Origin of the sequence: Ruegeria halocynthiae (genome assembly GCF_000743705.1) — a bacterium.
GTDB lineage: Bacteria > Pseudomonadota > Alphaproteobacteria > Rhodobacterales > Rhodobacteraceae > Ruegeria > Ruegeria halocynthiae_B.
The window spans coordinates 1-17,500 of the sequence record NZ_JQEZ01000011.1 but is presented as its reverse complement, the minus strand read 5'-3'; the positions used below and the strand labels follow the sequence as shown (position 1 = coordinate 17,500).

Genomic DNA, 17,500 nt, shown 5'->3' with positions numbered 1-17,500 from the left:
GCGCGATATACAGACATTCAATCCGTCGAAAACGAACCAAACCGCCCACATATCTCTTCAGTTATCCATCAATGTCAAAGAACAAAACACCCAGAGCCAAAAACCAGACCGTTGCGCCAATAACATCAGCGCGCCCGCCTAACTCATTCCCAATGATGCCCCCAGTCTCTCCTGAGCGTCACCACCGTCTCTCCAGCGTGTCTCCAGCGCCTCAGCAGCGCCGGTGAAGGGGGTTCTAAGTATTACCGCATACCTCCGCAAGCAGAAAATTCGACAAATCTGCAAAAAACCGCAATTTCGTAATTTATAACTTATTATCAGATGTTTATGAGGGGTGTGTTTGAGCAAAATCTGCGCTTGTTAGCGCATATCTCCCCAAACATCGGCTTTTACACAGTGTTACCCACAGACTCGGGCACGAGTCAGGCGGAATCGGCCTGACGCAAGCGAGACAGCAGGCTTGGAAATGGGATGCGCAGCAGCAGCAGACCAACAATCAGACTCAGATAGACCAGTGGTTCGATCTGAAAGCCCTTGGCCAGCATCACATAATGCAGACCACCCAGAATCGCCGCCGGGAACACCAGACGCTGAAGGCTGCGCCAACGCGGGCCCAATCGGCGCACAGACAGATTGTTCGATGTCACCGCCAGCGGCACCATCAGAACAAACGCCGTCATGCCAACCGTGATGTAAGGACGTTTGACGATATCCGCCCAAATCTGGCTGGGAACCTGAACGTCCAGAATCAACCACACCAACAGATGCAGGCTGACATAGCCAAAAGTCAGAACGCCCAAAGCCCGGCGGAACTTTGTCAGGTTCAGCCCTATGAAACGCCGCAAAGGCGAGATCGCCAGAACAAAGATCAGAAGCTGAAGCGCCAGCTCGCCATATTGATGCTCTAGCGCTTCGATCGGGTCGACACCAAGCCCACCGGTCAGCCCCAAATAAAACAGCCAGGGCGCCGGAAGCGCGCCCAGCACATAAACCGCCCACACAGGAAGACGGCGCAATATCTGGTTCAGGGTCTGCATGGTTTTAGAAGTTCTTCGACAAATCCATACCTTCATACAATCCCGCGACCTCTTGTTCGTAACCGTTGAACATGAGGGTGGGCACACGTTTGGCAAACAACCCGCTGCCAAGCTGGCGTTCAGACGCCTGCGACCAGCGCGGGTGATCCACATTCGGGTTCACATTACTATAAAAGCCGTATTCGCGCGGGTTCGCCATATTCCAGCTGATCGGCGGCTCGACATCTGACAGCGTGATGCGGACGATCGACTTGATGGATTTGAACCCGTATTTCCACGGCACCACCAGACGTAGGGGCGCACCGTTCTGTTTTGGAATCGGTTTGCCATAAATGCCTGTGGCCATGATCGTCAGCGGATGCATGGCCTCATCCAGCCGCAAACCTTCACGGTAAGGCCAGTCCAGCACCGGATATTGAACGCCGGGCATTTCGTCCGGGCGATATGCAGTTTCAAAGGCCACATATTTGGCCCCCTCCTGAACGCCCGCCAAATTCAGCAGATCAGCCAGTTCGAACCCGTTCCATGGAACAACCATCGACCATGCCTCGACACAGCGGAACCGGTAGATACGCTCTTCGACCGTCATTTCGGACATGACATCGTTGAAATCATACTCTCCGGGCTTGTCGACCAGACCGTCTATCTTGATCGACCAGGGTTCGGTCACCAGCGTATGCGCGTATTTTGCCGGATCATCCTTGCGCGTCCCGAATTCGTAGTAATTGTTGTATGAGGTAATGTCTTCCCAGGTGTTCGGCTCCAGCGCCTCTTGCGCCTCAGACCGCTGCGCCAATCCGGCCAGCCCGACACCCGCCAACCCGGCCATGACCTGCCGCCGGTTCAGAAACGCCGCCCGGGGGGTGACGTCAGCATGTGTCAATGTGTTGGTCCAGCGATGCGCCATATGGGTCTCCGTTATCAAACCACCTCAGAAGTGAGGTAGCCCGCTGATAGCACAGAGCCACAGAAACAGGCGTAACGATTGAGAGACGGGATTGTAACGAAACTGAACAAACCCGAGCGCGCACCGTATCGCATTTTGCCAGAACACCTTTTGCGCTTATCTTTTTCATTACTGTTTAAATCAGGTCCGCAAGGGAGAAGATAAATGTGTGACATCTGCGTAATGAATGCTGTCAAAGACCGTATGCTATCGCGGCGAGGGTTTTTCAAAGCCGCCGCCGCATCAGGTGTTGCGGTTGCCGCAACCGGGGCGGCAGCGCCGGTCGCAATGGCCGCAGGTGCTGGCAAGGTCGAGGATATGACCCACACCATCAGCCCCGATTTCCCTACCTATTTCGGGGAACCGGGATATGCCTCGGAACAGGTTTTCAATTTCGACGAACACGGTTTCAACCTGCAACGCATCACTGTGAACGAACACACCGGCACGCATATTGATGCACCTTTGCATTTCTCGGCGGATGGCGCATCGGTGGATGAAATCCCGGTTTCGGATCTGGTCGCACCGCTTTGCGTTGTCGATATCGCAGCGCGGGCCGCCGAAGACGCCGACACCCTGCTGACCCCGGATGATCTGAAGGCATGGATGTCGACCCACGGAGATATCCCCGACGGGGCCTGCGTGGCGCTTTATTCCGGCTGGGCGGCGAAAGCCGACAGCGATGCCTATCGCGGCTTTGACGGTCAGGCCCAGCACTATCCCGGTTTTCACGTCGAAGCGGCGCAAATGCTGATCGAGGAAACCGGCGCACGCTCGATCGCTTCGGATACGCTGTCGCTGGACAACGGCACCTCAACCGATTTTGCAACCCATTACGCGTGGCTGCCAACCGGGCGTTTTGGGATCGAAAACATCGCGGGCCTGGACCGTGTACCGGCCGCGGGTGCGACATTGGTCATCGGCGCACCGAAACACAAAGGCGGCACCGGCGGCCCGGCGCGGATCTTTGCGATGATATGATCCCGGATTTCAGCCAGACAGCATGTCCGACACCTGTACCGCGTATCTGTCGGTCATGCCCGACACGAAGTCGGTCAACGAATGCAGGGCGGAATAGGCGTCATCGACACCCCGCAAATCAAGCTTGACCGCATTGATGAGTTGCTTTTCGTAATCGGGCAACTCATCTTCCTTCCAGTTTTGCTGAGCCAGTACTTCATAAACCGGGCACAGGCCGTCGAGCACCTTTCGGATCACGTTGCGCCCTTTGACCTCAAGCCGAGTCTTGCGCGGCGCGGTGAAGAGTTGTTCACGCGCCAATTCTTCGATCGCGGAAAAGTCTTTGGCCTTAGTGGACACGCCAATCAGCGAGGCCGAGAAACTGCCGTCAAGAATTTCATCGTGTCTTTGCTTAAATGCGTCAACGCAGGCAGTAATGGCTCCACCTATCGCACGGGCGCGCAGGTAGCTGATCTTTTCGAAATCGGTATAGCCTCCCTGATTGCCACTTGGGCTATTGGCAAAAGCCGACAAACGGTCTTGGACAGTCTCAAATGACAGATCGCCAGCTGAATAGCCGTCTTCGAGATCGACGATGTTATAGCAAATGTCATCTGCGGCTTCGACCAGATAGACCAGAGGATGCCTCCGCCACCACCCTCGGTCATCCGGACCTCGCGTTTCGATAAGTCCCATCGCACCCGCGGCGGCGTCAAAATACGCCCGCTCCGATTCAAAGAAGCCAAACTTCTTTGCCCCGACATACACCTCTTCTTTCGCCTTGTTCTGTTTGAGGCGTTTGGATGTCTCGGCCCCCATCGGATACTTCATGAACGCGCCCAGAACCGAGTTGGGCATACACATACCACCTTCGTTCCTGTACATTTCCAGCCGCGTCAGGATGCGGAAGCCCTGCGCATTGCCTTCGAATTTTTCGAACTCATGCCAGCGGTCTCCCGCAATACCCTGAAATGCTGGAGAACACCCCCTGAGCTTTTCAGAGCACCACTTGCCAATCGCCTCTTCCCCGGAATGCCCGAAAGGCGGATTGCCCAGGTCGTGCGCAAGACAGGCCGCCTGCACAACACCCGCCACTTTGTGAGCATCTTCAGGCAGGATGGCTTTCTCTGCTGCCAACCAGACACCAACCTGCATCCCAATCGAGCGGCCGACACTTGCCACCTCTTCCGAGTGGATCAGGCGATGGCGCAGATGGTCGTTGTCATACAGCGGGTGAACCTGCGTTTTGTTTGCCAAACGGCGGAATGGGGCAGAAAACGTTATTCTGTCGGCTGCAATGACATAGGACGGCCGCTCGGCCTGTTCTGACTTGTTGTCATAAGTGGCCGTATTCAACAGCGACGCCCATTCCATTTTCGCCATTAAGAAGAAATCCTTTAGGGTGAATCAATTATTTAGTGTCAGAAAAACCCGCCCTTTAAAAGGGCGGGTTTCATATCTGCCTCAGCATCAGATCAATGCACCACGGCATCATCCGGGCGGGGCCGCTCTGACGTGCCCAGCCGGTCACCGATGATCAGACCTTCGGCGCCCGAAGTGACCGGAATAGTCTCGCCATCCCGGATCTCACCCGCCAGCAAGGCTTCGGCCAGTGGGTTCTGCAAGGCACGCTGGATCACGCGCTTCAAAGGGCGCGCGCCAAAGACGGGGTCATAGCCTTCGTTGGCCAGCCATTCCTTGGCACCATCATCCAGAACCAGCTCGATCTTCCGGGCCGCCAGACGTTTCTGCAGACGTGCCATCTGGATATCGACGATACCATCCATATCGTCCCGCTTGAGACGGTCGAATATAATAGTCTCGTCCAGACGGTTTAGGAACTCGGGCCGGAAATGCGCCCGCACCGCATCCATCACGTCGCGTTTGGCTTGTGCGCTGTCGGCACCTTCTGGCAGTTGGCTCAGCGCCTGAGACCCAAGGTTCGACGTCAGAATGATCAGCGTCTGCTTGAAATCCACGGTGCGGCCCTGACCATCAGTCAGCACACCATCATCCAGAACCTGCAACAGCACGTTGAACACATCCGGGTGCGCCTTTTCGACCTCATCAAACAAGACGACCTGATAGGGCCGCCGCCGCACAGCTTCGGTCAGCACACCACCTTCGTCATAGCCGACATAGCCCGGAGGGGCACCGATCAGACGGGCGACCGCGTGTTTTTCCATGAACTCGGACATGTCGATGCGGACCATCGCGTTGTCGTCGTCAAACAGAAAGTTTGCCACAGCCTTGGTCAGCTCGGTCTTACCCACGCCGGTTGGCCCAAGGAAGAGGAACGAACCCAGCGGGCGGCCTTCGTCATTCAAGCCCGCACGCGCGCGGCGCACGGCGTTGGAGACGGCGGTGACCGCCGCATCCTGACCGATCACGCGGGAATGCAGATCATCTTCCATCCGCAGCAGCTTTTCACGCTCACCTTCCAGCATTTTCGAGGTCGGGATGCCGGTCCAGCGTTCCACAACGGAGGCGATCTGTTCCGGGCGCACCGTTTCCTCGGCCATCATGGCGTTGCTTTCGGCGTTTTCGGCCTCGGTCAGCTGTTTCTCAAGCTCGGGGATGACGCCATAGGACAGCTCTCCGGCTTTTGCCAGATTGCCTTCGCGCTTGGCGATCTCAAGATCGGCCCGCGCCTGTTCAAGCTGTTCCTTCAGGTCGCGCGCCCCGGCGAGCTTATCGCGTTCGGCCTGCCATTGCGCGGTCATCTCGGCGGATTTCTCCTGCAGATCGGCCAGATCCTTTTGCAAGGTCTCCAGACGATCCTTGGAGGCTGTGTCATCTTCAAGCTTCAGCGCCTCTTCCTCGATCTGCATCTGCAGGATCTGACGATCCAACTGATCGAGTTCTTCGGGCTTGCTGTCCACTTCCATCCGCAGGCGCGACGCGGCCTCATCGACAAGGTCGATGGCTTTGTCGGGCAGGAAACGGTCAGTGATATAGCGATGCGACAGGGTCGCCGCCGACACCAGCGCCGAGTCCGAGATGCGCACGCCGTGGTGCAGCTCGTATTTTTCCTTGATGCCGCGCAGGATGCTGATCGTATCCTCGACCGTGGGTTCCGCCACCAAAACGGGCTGGAACCGGCGGGCCAAAGCCGCGTCTTTTTCTACGTATTTGCGGTACTCATCCAGCGTGGTTGCGCCGATACAGTGCAGCTCACCTCGCGCAAGCGCGGGCTTGATCAGGTTCGCGGCGTCCATCGCGCCATCGGATTTTCCTGCCCCGACCAGCGTATGCATCTCGTCGATGAACAAGATGATTTCCCCGGCGGCCTCGGTCACCTCGGTCAGAACGGCCTTGAGACGTTCTTCAAACTCACCACGGTATTTCGCGCCAGCGATCAGCGCCCCCATGTCGAGCGCGAGCAGCTTTTTGTCTTTCAGCGATTCCGGCACGTCACCGTTGATGATGCGCAGGGCCATGCCCTCGGCAATTGCGGTTTTACCGACGCCGGGCTCCCCGATCAAAACCGGGTTGTTCTTGGTGCGGCGCGACAAAACCTGCATCGAGCGGCGGATTTCCTCATCCCGCCCAATAATCGGGTCGATCTTACCCTCGGCCGCCGCCTCGGTCAGGTCGCGCGCGTATTTCTTGAGCGCGTCATAGCCTTCTTCCGCCGACGCGGTGTCAGCCGTGCGACCTTTGCGAATGTCGTTAATCGCCTCGTTCAGCTTTTGCGCCGACACGGCCCCGGCTTCCAATGCATCCTTGGCTTTGGATTTCACCATGCACAGCGCCATCAGCACCCGTTCGACCGGCACAAAGCTGTCGCCGGCCTTGGTGGCGATCTTCGTGGCCTCGTCCAGAACCTTGGCGGTCTGGCCGTCCAAATACACCTGACTGGCATCCCCGCTGACTTTCGGAATCTTGGCGATGGTGGCATCCAGCGCCTCGACCACGCGGTTCGGCGCGCCGCCCGCACGTTTGATCAGGTTGCTGGCCAGCCCCTGATCGTCCTCCATCAGTGCTTTCAGTATATGTGTGGGCTCCAGCCTCTGGTGCCCCTCACGCAGCGCAATCGTCTGCGCCGCCTGCACGAATCCCCGTGCGCGTTCCGTGAACTTGTTCAAGTCCATAATACTCTCCTTCTCAAAGCGCCCAATGTATATGCGCCCGCTTGGCGGCACGCGTTGGTCTGGGCCTCACATTCAATCTGGGAAATATCTTTGTCCGTTCAAGAGGCTAACCCGCAGATTCCGAACCTATCGTCGCGGCACGGAATAAACGGTATACCCCCCGGTTTCGGCCACCTGCCGCGCGTCATACATATCGACCAGAGACTGCGCAGCATCGCTGCCCGACGGGCATGACACAAGGTCCGCCGCGTCATCCAGAAAATCAATGGTAAAGGCGGTTTCGCCGGTTAGCTGGCAATCGTCATCAGTGGACCGGTATCCGCGCATAAGGCGCAGGTTGTCATGGGTCGGTGACACGATAACAGTATCTGCGGCCTCGGTCTCTAGCGGCATGTCCTGACAGGCCGCCATGACCAGTACAAGCCCAACACCAAACAACGGTTTCATGGTTCCCCCTGCCCAAACACCCAAGCTCATGCACGGCACCATAGCACAGTCAGGCGTTTGCTGCTTGATTTCGATCACCTGCCCGTCCTGCATGGACACAAGCGCCTGAACCCGCTAGGACGCAGACGTTTGCCAAACAGGAGCTTGCCCCATGTCCGATGACCGCCTGATCGTTGCCCTTGATGTCCCGAACGCCTTGCAGGGGCTGGCCATGGCCGAGCGGCTGGGTGACGCTGTATCCTTCTACAAGATCGGGCTGGGCATGTTGACCGGCGGCGGCCTGGCGCTGGCCAATGAACTAAAGCACGATCAGGGCAAGCGTATCTTTCTGGACATGAAGCTGTTCGACATCGGCAACACGGTGGAAAACGCAGTGCGAGGTCTGGCGCAGTTCGATCTGGATTTCCTGACCGTGCATGGGGACCCCCACGTGGTGCGCGCCGCGAAAGAGGGTGCCTCGGGCAAAGACATGAAGATTCTGGCCGTGACGATCCTGACCTCGCTGAACCGCGACGATCTGGATGCCAGCCTGTTAAAAGCGGGTGACGTGCAAGAGCTGGTCGTCGAACGCGCGGCACGCGCGCTTGAGGCCGGGGCCGACGGTGTGATCGCCAGCCCGCAAGAGGCCGCCCTGATCCGCGCCCTGCCCCAAGCCCAAGGTCGTCTGATCGTCACCCCCGGCGTGCGCCCGACAGGTGCCGCTTTAGGTGACCAGAAACGCGTCGCCACCCCCGCCAGCGCCATTGGTGACGGCGCCGATCATATCGTGGTTGGCCGTCCGATCTATCAGGCAGAAGATCCCAAAGCGGCTGCCGAAGCGGTTCTGGCTGAGTTAAATTCCTTGACACAGCACTGATCGGCCCAGCGAAATCGACGTGTTTCTGCGTGCAAATCACCAGCAACTGACTGACCTTACGTCACTTTCTGATTTTGCCGGGCCAAATCACCCCTGTGCCCCAAAACACACATGAAAAACACCAGTTCTGCATGTGTGACCTAGGTCCTATCGAAACCCGCGAATTTGGGTGAATCTGGGGCGTGATACTCCCCGCGAACCGCCTCTTCCTGCGGTTCGTCACCTCCCCCCGCCCAATTGCGGGGGGTCTTCTTTCGGACATATCATTCATATTGCACTGGTTGGGTCGACACTTTGCGTGGCGGCTGAGGCTGCTATAAGTAAGCTGCTGACTGGATCGCACAGAAGGCGGAAGAGTTTCATGCCCGGTCTTTGCCGAGATTGCCTGACCACCTTGACCGATGAACGGCGCTGCCCATCCTGCGGCAGCCCGCGGATCAAGACACACCCGGAATTGTTCGACCTGTCCATCGCGCATATGGACTGTGATGCCTTTTATGCCTCGGTCGAGAAACGCGACAATCCGGAGCTGGCTGACAAGCCGGTGATCATTGGTGGCGGCAAACGCGGTGTCGTGTCGACCGCCTGTTACGTGGCGCGCATTCGCGGCGTGCGCTCGGCCATGCCGATGTTCAAGGCGCTGCAACTGTGCCCCGATGCTGTGGTGATCAGACCACGCATGTCGGCCTATGCCGAGGTGTCGCGCGAAATCCGCAAGATGATGGACGAGCTGACCCCGGTGGTCGAGCCGCTGTCCCTGGACGAGGCCTTCATGGACCTGTCCGGCACCCAGCGCCTGCATGGCGCACCGCCCGCCGTGATGCTGGCGCGGCTGGTCAAACGCATGAAGGATGAGTTGGGCGTGACCGGGTCGATCGGGCTGTCGCACAACAAGTTCCTGGCCAAGGTGGCGTCGGACCTGGACAAACCACGCGGGTTTTCGGTGATCGGTCAGGCCGAAACGGCGAATTTTCTGTACGACAAACCAGTGCGCCTGATCTGGGGCATTGGCCCTGCCGCGCAGGAATCGCTGGACCGCGCGGGCATCCGCGCCTTTTCCGACCTGCTGCGCTGGGATCAAGAGGCGCTGACCGCCCGGTTCGGAGCGATGGGCTATCGCCTGTGGCATCTGGCGCGCGGGCGGGACAAGCGGCGCGTCTCGGCCCATGAACCGATGAAATCCATCAGCAATGAGACCACGTTTTTCGAAGACACCTCCAGCCTTGATATTCTGGATGGCCACCTGTGGCGCATGGCCGAAAAGGTGGCCGACCGCGCCAAGGCCAAGGCGCTGGCCGGGCGGGTCGTCACCCTGAAGCTGAAGCGCGCCAATCACAAGATCATCACGCGGCGGGTTTCCCTGCGCGATGCCACACAGATCGCCGACCGCGTCTATCGCACCGCCCGCGGGCTGTTCGATCAGGTTGGCGATCAGGGGCCATACCGCCTGCTGGGTGTCGGGCTGTCCGATCTGTGCCCCGAGGCGCAGGCTGATATCTCTGGCGATCTGCTGGACCCCGGTGCCGGCCAGCGATCACAGGCAGAACGCGCCACCGATGAGATTCGGCGCCGGTTCGGCAGTGATGCGATTGTGAAAGGCCGCGCGCTGCGCTGAGGTCACTCAGCCGCCAGTCGCAGGGGCTCATTGCCAATTTCGGAAATTTCCCGAACAACCTCGCGCAGGGTGTCCTGAAACGCCGCGAAGTTCCCGTTCGGCTCGATCCGCTCTTCGTCCATATACAGCGACCGGTCGATTTCGATCTGGATCGCGTGTTGATGACGACCAGGCCGACCATAGGTCTGGGTCACATAGGCCCCGGCAAAAGGTGCGTTGCGGGCCACATTCAACCCGGCTGCCGCAAAGGCCGATTCGACACGTTCTACCACCTCGGCAGAAGCTGACGCGCCGAATCTGTCGCCCAAAACCACATCCGGGCGTTTGGATTTCGTGTTGCGGGCCATGGCCACGGCCTCATGCGGCATCGAATGGCAATCAATCAGGATTGCCTGATCAAAGGCGTCATGTGATTCGGCCAGCAGGGATTTGATCCGCGCATGATAGGGCCGCCAGCAGGTGTCGATGCGCAGCCGCGCCTCATCCATCGTCAGCTTACCGCGATAGATCGCACGCCCATTGGCCACGACGCGGGGAATCACCCCAAGCCCCGAGGCCACACGCGGATTGTGCCCGTGACGGCGCGCACCCTGAATCAGGGCCGGATCCAGTTCTTCGGCGCTGCGATTAAGGTCCAGATACGCGCGCGGCATCACCGCCGAGATCATCGGCGCGCCGAAATCGGCCGCCGCAGAAAACAACTGATCCACAAATGCATCTTCCGAGGATCGAATCACATTTTCGCTAAGGCCAGTGCGACTTAGCATCGTTTCGGGATAGTTCCGGCCACTATGAGGGGAAGAAAACACCACGCAAGAGGTACGGTTTGCGGGCATATCCAATACATAGGGGGCGTTGCGCATGGTGACTCCTTATCCGCATTGAACATAGACCGGAAAATAGTTCTGCCAAACCCCTTGAACCCCTTTGCGACTCCTTTTATAGACCCCGCTACCGGCGCGGGGTTCCGCGCCCCATTTCGTTATGGGGCAGGTCACGCAAAGGTATAAGTGGGCGGTTAGCTCAGCGGTAGAGCACTTCGTTGACATCGAAGGGGTCACAAGTTCGATCCTTGTACCGCCCACCATCTATTTCACTGTTTCGGGTCTGACCCGGAACACCCGACTAACCCAGGCGCTGGCCACGTCCTTGATGAAGGCGCCGCAGATTGGAGACAGACCATGAAGGTCAAGAACTCGCTCCGCTCGCTCAAGAATCGGCACCGTGATTGCCGTGTTGTGCGTCGCAAAGGCCGCGTCTACGTGATCAACAAGACGCAGCGCAAGTTCAAAGCTCGTCAGGGCTGAGAACAGCACATAGCTGATTTAAAAGAACCGCGCCCCAGGGTGCGGTTTTTTTGTTGCCAACAACAATCGAATCCAAAAGGTTCATGGAATACCTGACTTGGCCACCAGCATATCACGGGTCGTCGACTCAGAACGCGTAAGATCATCGACAATGTGAAGCCAAGAAAGACGTTGAGCTTCGTGCCCATGCATTTCAGGCGCCAGATCATCTGCCTGATCAATGACACCAAGCGAAATGTAAATCTGGTTCGGAAGATAGTCATAGCGACCCGTCAACGATGACCCGCACCTCTCGCAGAACGTTCTTGTAACACCAGAGTTTACGGTGATGCGTTTCCCCTCGTTCGGCGTGAAGACAATCGCGCCTTCGCTAAATGCGGCAAATGCTGAAACAGGCCCGCCGGTTGCGCGACGGCAATCCGTACAGTGACAATATGCAACGGTCTGCGGTTTTGAGGACGTGTAGAACGTGATCAGACCGCAATAACACCGACCGGTAATTACGCTGGACGTATCGCTTGGCATATCTGCACTATCCTCCTTTTTCGTCAAAGCTGTCAATTTGATCAGAATCCACTGGGTGTTTCTTGCGGGTGGAAGCGCACTGTAGAACGGGCAGCGACCATTTGACCAACTAATTTTGTCAGATTTCCTTGCATCCCCTCCAGAATCGTCTAATTGACCATTTCAGTCGGATTACGACCCGCCACAACTTTCCATGTTGGGAGATATGATGCTGAAATCCTCTACCTGTGTTGCCGCCGCGCTGGCGGCCCTGATTGCAACCTCTGCCACCGCCGAGGGTGAGCTGAACCTCTATTCCTCGCGCCACTATGACACCGACGAAAGCCTGTACGGTGACTTCGAAGAGGCGACAGGCATCACCATCAACCGCATCGAAGGCAAGGCGGACGAATTGATCGCGCGCATGCAGGCCGAAGGCGCGAACTCGCCCGCCGATATCCTGCTGACCGTAGATACATCGCGTCTGGCGCGCGCCAAGAACGCAGGCATTCTGCAATCGGTCGACAGCGCGGTTCTAGAGGAACGTATCCCCGCCAACCTGCAGGACAGCGACAACGAATGGTTCGGCTTTTCCCAGCGTGGCCGCATCATCTTTTTCGACAAGGAAAACGTCACCACCCCGCCGGCCACTTATGCCGATCTGGCAAAGCCCGAATACAAGGGTTTGGTCTGCATCCGGTCGTCCAGCAACACTTATAACCAGACCCTGCTGGCCTCGATCATCACCCATGAAGGCCCCGAGGCCGCCAAGGACTGGGCCGAAGGCATCGTCGCCAACATGGCGCGCGATCCACAGGGCGGCGACACCGACCAGCTGCGCGGCATCGTCTCGGGCGAATGCGATATCGCCGTGTCGAACACTTATTACTTTGCCCGCGCCATCCGCAGGGACATCAAAGGCGTGTCCGCGGATATCGACTCGATCGGTTGGGTATTTCCGAACCAGGACAGCACTGGCGCGCATATGAACCTGTCCGGCGCAGGCGTGGCTGCGAACGCCCCCAACAAGGACAACGCCATCCTGTTCCTGGAATATCTGGCCAGCGACTCGGCCCAGCAGTATTTCTCGGCCGGGAATGACGAATTCCCGGCGGTCGAAGGTGTCGCGCTGGTGGATTCGGTCAAGGCACTGGGTGAGTTCAAGGCGGATGAAATAAACCTGTCCGAGGTCGCCAAGAACCTGCCCGAAGCGCAGAAAATCTTTAATGAGGTCGGCTGGAAGTAATCCAGGCAACAGACCCGAACAGCAGAGAGGGCGCAAAGATTTTTGCGCCCTTTTTCTATTGCGCTGATATTATTTCCAATCAATAATCCCATATCTGAACCAACTTCTCATAATTGCACCATGCTGGATAACCTTTCAAACCGACTTGCAACCCGCCTGAGCGACCTGCGCCGGGACCGCGCATGGTCACTGGAACAATTGGCCGAACACAGCAACATCAGCCGCGCCACGCTGTCCCGTATGGAGAAGGGCGATGTCAGCCCAACCGCCGAAACACTGGGCCGCTTATGTGCGGCCTACGGGCTGCCGATGTCGCGCTTGTTGATGATGGTCGAGGACAGTTTCGCCCCGCGGGTTCCGTTTGAACGGCAACCCGAATGGCGCGACCCGGAAACCGGATTCATGCGTCGGTCGGTCTCACCCCCTGCTACCGGCCTCAGCGGTGAGGTGCTGGAGGGTCACCTGCCGCCCGGTACGGCGATCACCTACGACACCCCACCAAAGCCGGGGCAAGAACATCACCTGATCATGCTGGATGGCGCGTTGACCCTGACAGTGGACGGCGTCACCCATGATCTGCGGGGCGGGGATTGCCTGCGCTATCACCTCTCAGGTCCGACGCGATTTGAAACAACGCCCGCGCGTGGGGCGCGGTATTTGCTGGTGCTCATATGATCTCATGCCTGGATGAAAGCGGCTTTGACGATGCGCTGGATGATCTGACCGATATCCTGCACGCCTGTGTGCAGGATGGGGCCAGCATCGGTTTCATTCTGCCCTTCCCGGCAGATCAGGCACGCGCCTATTGGCAAAACCGGGTCCGGCCAGAGGTGCAGGCTGGCGCGCTGGATCTGTTCACTGCGCGGGATCAAGGGCGCGTTCTGGGGACGGTACAACTGATCCCTGCGGCGATGCCGAACCAACCCCATCGCGCAGATGTGGCCAAGCTGCTGGTCCACCCCAAGGCCCGACGTCGGGGGCTGGGGCGTGTTTTGATGCACGCGCTTGAAATCCGCGCGGCCCAATTGGGCCGAACCCTGCTGGTGTTGGATACGCGCAGCACTGACCCGTCGCGGGTTCTGTATCAAAGCCTGGGGTTTCAGATCGCCGGAGAAATTCCGAACTTTTGCCGTAACCCTTTCGAGGATCGGCTGGAACCGACGACCTATATGTTCAAGAACCTGACCTAGGCCCCGCCCCATTTTGATGAGCCTGGGCGCAGTTGTATCGGTTTCGATCTTTTTTGCACAGCCGCATGACATGGACGTCAATCGTGCAGAGAGCTCATCTTAGCGGGCACGTCGCAGCAGATGCTGGAGCAGTCGCAAGGTCATACGGCGGACTTTCTGAGACGCTATCTTGGGCAAGAAACGAAGGTGGATGAAAATGAATGAATGGGTATCCGAAGCCGTCCGGAAAATCACAGCGGACGCACATCGCTCTGCTGATACTCATCTGTTCAAATTGCCGATCCCTCAGGCGTTTCCGCGATTGCACTCTCGAAGCTGGAACAGCCCCAGAGAACTCACGACTTCGCGCTTCGTCGCATCAGTTCGCTCTCGGGCCCGTTCGAATGACATTCAGAACATAGTCGCGATGTTCAGACAAATGCGCCCGCTGCTCGCGGATGGGTGCAATGAACGCCTGCAATATGTCTTCCAACCGTGCCTTGTTCTTACCATCGCCAAGGCCGCCGCGTTGGTAATGCGCCTTGAGATCTGCCAGATCATCCTTGGCCTCATCAAAGGCATCCAGATAGGTGAAGACCACATTGCCCTCGACTTGACCGGGATCCTCTAAACGCAAGTGGTTCGGGTCCGTGAACATGACTCGGACAGCAGCACGGATCTCGTCGGGAGACGCAGAAAGCGAGATCGCATTGCCTCCGGACTTGGACATCTTCGCCTTTCCGTCAATCCCTGGCAGCCGGCCGGATTTGGGAATGACAGCGCACGCTTCAGGCAGAACCACCGCGCCTGCGGTTGCATTTATCCTGCGCACGAGCTCGTTTGTTTGCTCGATCAAGGGCGCCTGGTCTTCGCCGACGGGCACGACCGTAGCCTTGAATGCGGTGATATCCGCCGCCTGTGCTGCGGGGTAGCAGAGAAAGCCGGCGGGGATGTTTCAGCCGGAACCACGTGCCCGGATTTCATCTTTGATCGTCGGGTTGCGCTCCAGCCTCGCGACGGTGACGAAGTTCAAATAAAGTATCGATAGCTCCGCCAGCGCAGGCAGGTGCGATTGCAGGCAGATCGTTGTCCGCTCGGGGTCGATGCCCACAGCCAGATAGTCCAGTGCGACTTCGATGACGTTGCGACGCACCTTTTCAGGATCATGCGCGTTGTTGGTCAGGGCTTGCGTGTCCGCCAGGAGCAGGAATTGCTCATGGCTGTCTTGATAGCGCAGGCGATTGGAAAGCGAGCCCGCGTAATGGCCGATATGCAGCGGCCCCGTAGTGCGGTCTCCGGTCAGGATGACTGGTTTGGTCATATGCGTGTCCTCGTTGATTGTGAGGCACCGCATTGGGAAGCATGGATATAAAAAGACCGCCCAAGCGGCGGCCTCGGAATAGATGGAATTGTCCGGCCGCCTTATTTCGGGGCCAGCCACCAGAGTGCCGAAAGGAGCATCAGGTTATCCATGCCGACAGCAGTATTGCCGGAAAAGAATGCCGTCAAGCTGACACTGTGGGTGTTTCAACCGCAGATCGCTTCACATAACACCCGTTCAGCGACGTTTCCGGTTCGTTACGGTGGCGGGGTTCCCGCCGGGGTTGCGCGTTTCATTCTCTGTCTGACCTGTCAGCATGCCAGAATTCGGGACAGCAAAACCGGGTGCGGGCGACGAAGATACCTCACACGTCCTGCTCGAGATGATACAAGAAAGGGCGGGCCAGGAGACCCAGCCCCTGTCGGTAAATGTTGAAACGAAATATTCGGTTGGCCAAAATCTGGCCAATCTACTCTTTAGAAGTCACCTTGAACGGACCCTTTGGGGAAATCTGTGGGGGTTTCTGAATGAACATTGCCTCGAAGATATCTTCGACGGACATCGCAGATTTTTTCTGCAAGACAAAGTGCTGGCCAGGCAGTTTGTCTTGCGCGTTTTGCACCTACCCTGCTCGAAGGCGTTCAAGATAGTCGCAAATCATCGCGTGGCGTCTTTTCCCGGCAACCAGGATTGGATCCAGAATTTCGCCTGGGAAATAGGAAATGAATGCCCGCATTAATGACTCACTCGACTCATTTTGTTGCCTGTTTGTTCCAAAATACTCCGAGACACTTCAGAGTGCAACGCGTGGTTGTTTTGCGCAGGACACGTCAGAGGCCGGACTTTTCAGTAGCTACTGATCATAAATCAGTTGATCGAATATCCGTTCTTAGAATTCGTTCCATTTTTTTGCAGTTGGGTTACTGTGCCCAAGGTTTTGGGCCAAAGATGCAAATCTATGGGCGAAATGCAAAGTTATGCGCACACCTACACGGGCTGTAGGCGCGCGCATAGCGCTGCGTTCCAGTCACTGTTTTTATTCATGAAATTCAAGTGTACTCGCCCATAACTTTGCGCGACGTTTGCGCATAATTTTGCACGATTCGCCCAAAAGCTTGCACTCCGAGTCGAAAGCACTCTGACTTCTATCGTTAGGTGCTCGCAAAACTGACCAAAAGCCAGCGCTTTACAGCTCTAAGTACATCTAAGCTAGAAAGCTTCAATACTTGGTTGCAGAAAGTTTGCCAAAGGTTATCGGCAATGAACCTGAAACGACGTCCGTCTTAAGACACCAGGGGACTAAAAAGGCGGTATAGTTTTGATGAAATTCCATACACAGCCTCAACCTGTGATGTTAGGCTCTAGTCATCCCAATATGTTTGACGTCAGCACCTGTGGGACAGATTTGAGGATTTGAACAACGGAGGATTTCTGGTTCATCGTAACCGTCAAGGAGTGAAGATGAACAAGAAATCCGGAACCAGCAAAGCTTCGGCTACCAAGTTGGTCAAAACCATCCGCCGCAAGACGCGGCAAACCTATTCGGCGGAGGAGAAGATCCGCATTGTTTTGGCGGGTCTTCGTGGTGAGGAAAGCATCTCGGCACTGTGTCGGCGCGAGGGCATTTCTGAGAGCCTGTATTACAGCTGGTCAAAGGAGTTCCTCGAAGCCGGGAAACGCCGTCTGTCTGGCGATACAGCCCGGCAAGCGACGTCGCCTGAAGTGAAGGAGCTTCGATCCGAGGCGACGGCACTGAAGGAATGCGTCGCCGATCTGACCCTTGAAAACCGCCTGCTCAAAAAAAGCATGACAGGGGCTGGGGAGTTCGAGGAATGAGATACCCTGCCTCTGAGAAACTGGAGATCATCCGCACCGTTGAGGGGTCCCATCTGCCCACCAAGCAGACCCTGGACATGCTGGGCATCCCCCGCACGACATTTTATCGTTGGTATGATCGCTATGTCGAAGGCGGCTTTGATGCCCTGGCGGATCGCTCAC

At 57.4% G+C, this 17,500-nt stretch carries 15 protein-coding genes, 1 tRNA gene and 2 pseudogenes; 10 read left to right on the top strand and 8 right to left on the bottom strand.

Features of this window, described 5'->3' with window-relative positions; genetic code table 11:
* Positions 1-422: 422 nt before the first annotated feature.
* Positions 423-1,037, bottom strand: coding sequence for a protein-methionine-sulfoxide reductase heme-binding subunit MsrQ (msrQ, locus tag JT51_RS20665; RefSeq protein ID WP_037317664.1), 615 nt, complete (start codon positions 1,035-1,037; stop codon positions 423-425).
* Between the two features lie 4 nt (positions 1,038-1,041).
* Entirely contained in the window at positions 1,042-1,944 is a 903-nt protein-coding gene (msrP, locus tag JT51_RS20660; RefSeq protein ID WP_037317661.1) for a protein-methionine-sulfoxide reductase catalytic subunit MsrP, read from the bottom strand.
* Between the two features lie 204 nt (positions 1,945-2,148).
* Here msrP and JT51_RS20655 point away from each other — a divergent pair, with 204 nt between their 5' ends.
* A complete protein-coding gene (locus JT51_RS20655) occupies positions 2,149-2,964 on the top strand; it encodes a cyclase family protein (RefSeq protein ID WP_037317658.1) in 816 nt (271 codons plus the stop codon).
* 9 nt (positions 2,965-2,973) lie between these two features.
* On the opposite strand, the gene dgt is transcribed toward JT51_RS20655, so the two are convergent.
* The 3 genes from dgt to JT51_RS20640 all read right to left on the bottom strand — a co-directional run bounded on the left by dgt (position 2,974) and on the right by JT51_RS20640 (position 7,484).
* Positions 2,974-4,326: a dGTP triphosphohydrolase gene (gene dgt / locus JT51_RS20650; RefSeq protein ID WP_235216223.1), complete on the bottom strand. Its 1,353-nt coding sequence runs from the start codon at positions 4,324-4,326 to the stop codon at positions 2,974-2,976.
* A gap of 92 nt (positions 4,327-4,418) precedes the next feature.
* Positions 4,419-7,037 carry an ATP-dependent chaperone ClpB gene (clpB, locus tag JT51_RS20645; RefSeq protein ID WP_037317655.1) on the bottom strand — a complete coding sequence of 873 codons (2,619 nt, stop codon included), beginning with the start codon at positions 7,035-7,037 and terminating at the stop codon, positions 4,419-4,421.
* Positions 7,038-7,163: 126 nt separating this feature from the next.
* Positions 7,164-7,484, bottom strand: coding sequence for a hypothetical protein (locus JT51_RS20640; protein WP_037317670.1), 321 nt, complete (start codon positions 7,482-7,484; stop codon positions 7,164-7,166).
* Between the two features lie 151 nt (positions 7,485-7,635).
* Here JT51_RS20640 and pyrF point away from each other — a divergent pair, with 151 nt between their 5' ends.
* On the top strand, positions 7,636-8,340 hold the full coding sequence (pyrF, locus tag JT51_RS20635; RefSeq protein WP_037317653.1) for an orotidine-5'-phosphate decarboxylase: 705 nt from the start codon (positions 7,636-7,638) through the stop codon (positions 8,338-8,340).
* Between the two features lie 361 nt (positions 8,341-8,701).
* Positions 8,702-9,955, top strand: a complete 1,254-nt coding sequence (locus JT51_RS20630; RefSeq protein ID WP_037317650.1) for a DNA polymerase IV — start codon at positions 8,702-8,704, stop codon at positions 9,953-9,955.
* A gap of 2 nt (positions 9,956-9,957) precedes the next feature.
* Here JT51_RS20630 and JT51_RS20625 read toward each other — a convergent pair whose 3' ends face one another.
* The gene (locus JT51_RS20625) at positions 9,958-10,818 is read right to left on the bottom strand and encodes an N-formylglutamate amidohydrolase (protein WP_037317647.1); all 861 of its coding nucleotides are present in this window, start codon (positions 10,816-10,818) and stop codon (positions 9,958-9,960) included.
* A 149-nt stretch (positions 10,819-10,967) separates the two neighbouring features.
* Between JT51_RS20625 and JT51_RS20620 the strand changes: the two genes are divergently transcribed.
* A tRNA-Val gene (locus tag JT51_RS20620) sits at positions 10,968-11,042 on the top strand.
* A 94-nt stretch (positions 11,043-11,136) separates the two neighbouring features.
* Positions 11,137-11,262: a type B 50S ribosomal protein L36 gene (gene ykgO, locus JT51_RS21665; RefSeq protein ID WP_005648635.1), complete on the top strand. Its 126-nt coding sequence runs from the start codon at positions 11,137-11,139 to the stop codon at positions 11,260-11,262.
* Positions 11,263-11,343: 81 nt separating this feature from the next.
* On the opposite strand, the gene JT51_RS20610 is transcribed toward ykgO, so the two are convergent.
* Complete coding sequence (locus JT51_RS20610) at positions 11,344-11,823, bottom strand: GFA family protein (protein ID WP_235216222.1); 480 nt, start codon at positions 11,821-11,823, stop codon at positions 11,344-11,346.
* 172 nt (positions 11,824-11,995) lie between these two features.
* On the opposite strand from JT51_RS20610, the gene JT51_RS20605 reads away from it, so the two are divergent.
* The 3 genes from JT51_RS20605 to JT51_RS20595 all read left to right on the top strand — a co-directional run bounded on the left by JT51_RS20605 (position 11,996) and on the right by JT51_RS20595 (position 14,202).
* Complete coding sequence (locus JT51_RS20605; protein ID WP_037317667.1) at positions 11,996-13,012, top strand: Fe(3+) ABC transporter substrate-binding protein; 1,017 nt, start codon at positions 11,996-11,998, stop codon at positions 13,010-13,012.
* Positions 13,013-13,132: 120 nt separating this feature from the next.
* Positions 13,133-13,687 (top strand): helix-turn-helix domain-containing protein, encoded by a 555-nt coding sequence (locus JT51_RS20600; protein WP_037317638.1) that lies wholly within the window; start codon positions 13,133-13,135, stop codon positions 13,685-13,687.
* On the top strand, positions 13,684-14,202 hold the full coding sequence (locus JT51_RS20595) for a GNAT family N-acetyltransferase (protein WP_037317635.1): 519 nt from the start codon (positions 13,684-13,686) through the stop codon (positions 14,200-14,202). Before JT51_RS20600 ends, JT51_RS20595 begins: the two co-directional genes overlap by 4 nt.
* A 358-nt stretch (positions 14,203-14,560) precedes the next feature.
* On the opposite strand, the pseudogene trpS reads toward JT51_RS20595, so the two are convergent.
* Positions 14,561-15,502 (bottom strand): annotated as a pseudogene (gene trpS / locus JT51_RS20590) (tryptophan--tRNA ligase).
* Between the two features lie 316 nt (positions 15,503-15,818).
* On the opposite strand from trpS, the gene JT51_RS20585 reads away from it, so the two are divergent.
* Positions 15,819-16,241, top strand: a complete 423-nt coding sequence (locus JT51_RS20585; RefSeq protein ID WP_037317633.1) for a hypothetical protein — start codon at positions 15,819-15,821, stop codon at positions 16,239-16,241.
* A gap of 722 nt (positions 16,242-16,963) precedes the next feature.
* Positions 16,964-17,500: pseudogene (locus JT51_RS20580) on the top strand (helix-turn-helix domain-containing protein); the annotation flags it as partial.

Bases quoted from the DNA above. Each gene is read 5' to 3' on its own strand.
- clpB (WP_037317655.1), bottom strand. From the start codon at position 7,037: ATGGACTTGAACAAGTTCACGGAACGCGCACGGGGATTCGTGCAGGCG.
- JT51_RS20655 (WP_037317658.1), top strand. From the start codon at position 2,149: ATGTGTGACATCTGCGTAATGAATGCTGTCAAAGACCGTATGCTATCG.
- ykgO (WP_005648635.1), top strand. From the start codon at position 11,137: ATGAAGGTCAAGAACTCGCTCCGCTCGCTCAAGAATCGGCACCGTGAT.
- JT51_RS20625 (WP_037317647.1), bottom strand. From the start codon at position 10,818: ATGCGCAACGCCCCCTATGTATTGGATATGCCCGCAAACCGTACCTCT.
- JT51_RS20630 (WP_037317650.1), top strand. From the start codon at position 8,702: ATGCCCGGTCTTTGCCGAGATTGCCTGACCACCTTGACCGATGAACGG.
- JT51_RS20640 (WP_037317670.1), bottom strand. From the start codon at position 7,484: ATGAAACCGTTGTTTGGTGTTGGGCTTGTACTGGTCATGGCGGCCTGT.
- dgt (WP_235216223.1), bottom strand. From the start codon at position 4,326: ATGGCGAAAATGGAATGGGCGTCGCTGTTGAATACGGCCACTTATGAC.
- msrQ (WP_037317664.1), bottom strand. From the start codon at position 1,037: ATGCAGACCCTGAACCAGATATTGCGCCGTCTTCCTGTGTGGGCGGTT.
- msrP (WP_037317661.1), bottom strand. From the start codon at position 1,944: ATGGCGCATCGCTGGACCAACACATTGACACATGCTGACGTCACCCCC.
- JT51_RS20585 (WP_037317633.1), top strand. From the start codon at position 15,819: ATGCCAGAATTCGGGACAGCAAAACCGGGTGCGGGCGACGAAGATACC.
- JT51_RS20600 (WP_037317638.1), top strand. From the start codon at position 13,133: ATGCTGGATAACCTTTCAAACCGACTTGCAACCCGCCTGAGCGACCTG.
- JT51_RS20595 (WP_037317635.1), top strand. From the start codon at position 13,684: ATGATCTCATGCCTGGATGAAAGCGGCTTTGACGATGCGCTGGATGAT.
- JT51_RS20605 (WP_037317667.1), top strand. From the start codon at position 11,996: ATGCTGAAATCCTCTACCTGTGTTGCCGCCGCGCTGGCGGCCCTGATT.
- pyrF (WP_037317653.1), top strand. From the start codon at position 7,636: ATGTCCGATGACCGCCTGATCGTTGCCCTTGATGTCCCGAACGCCTTG.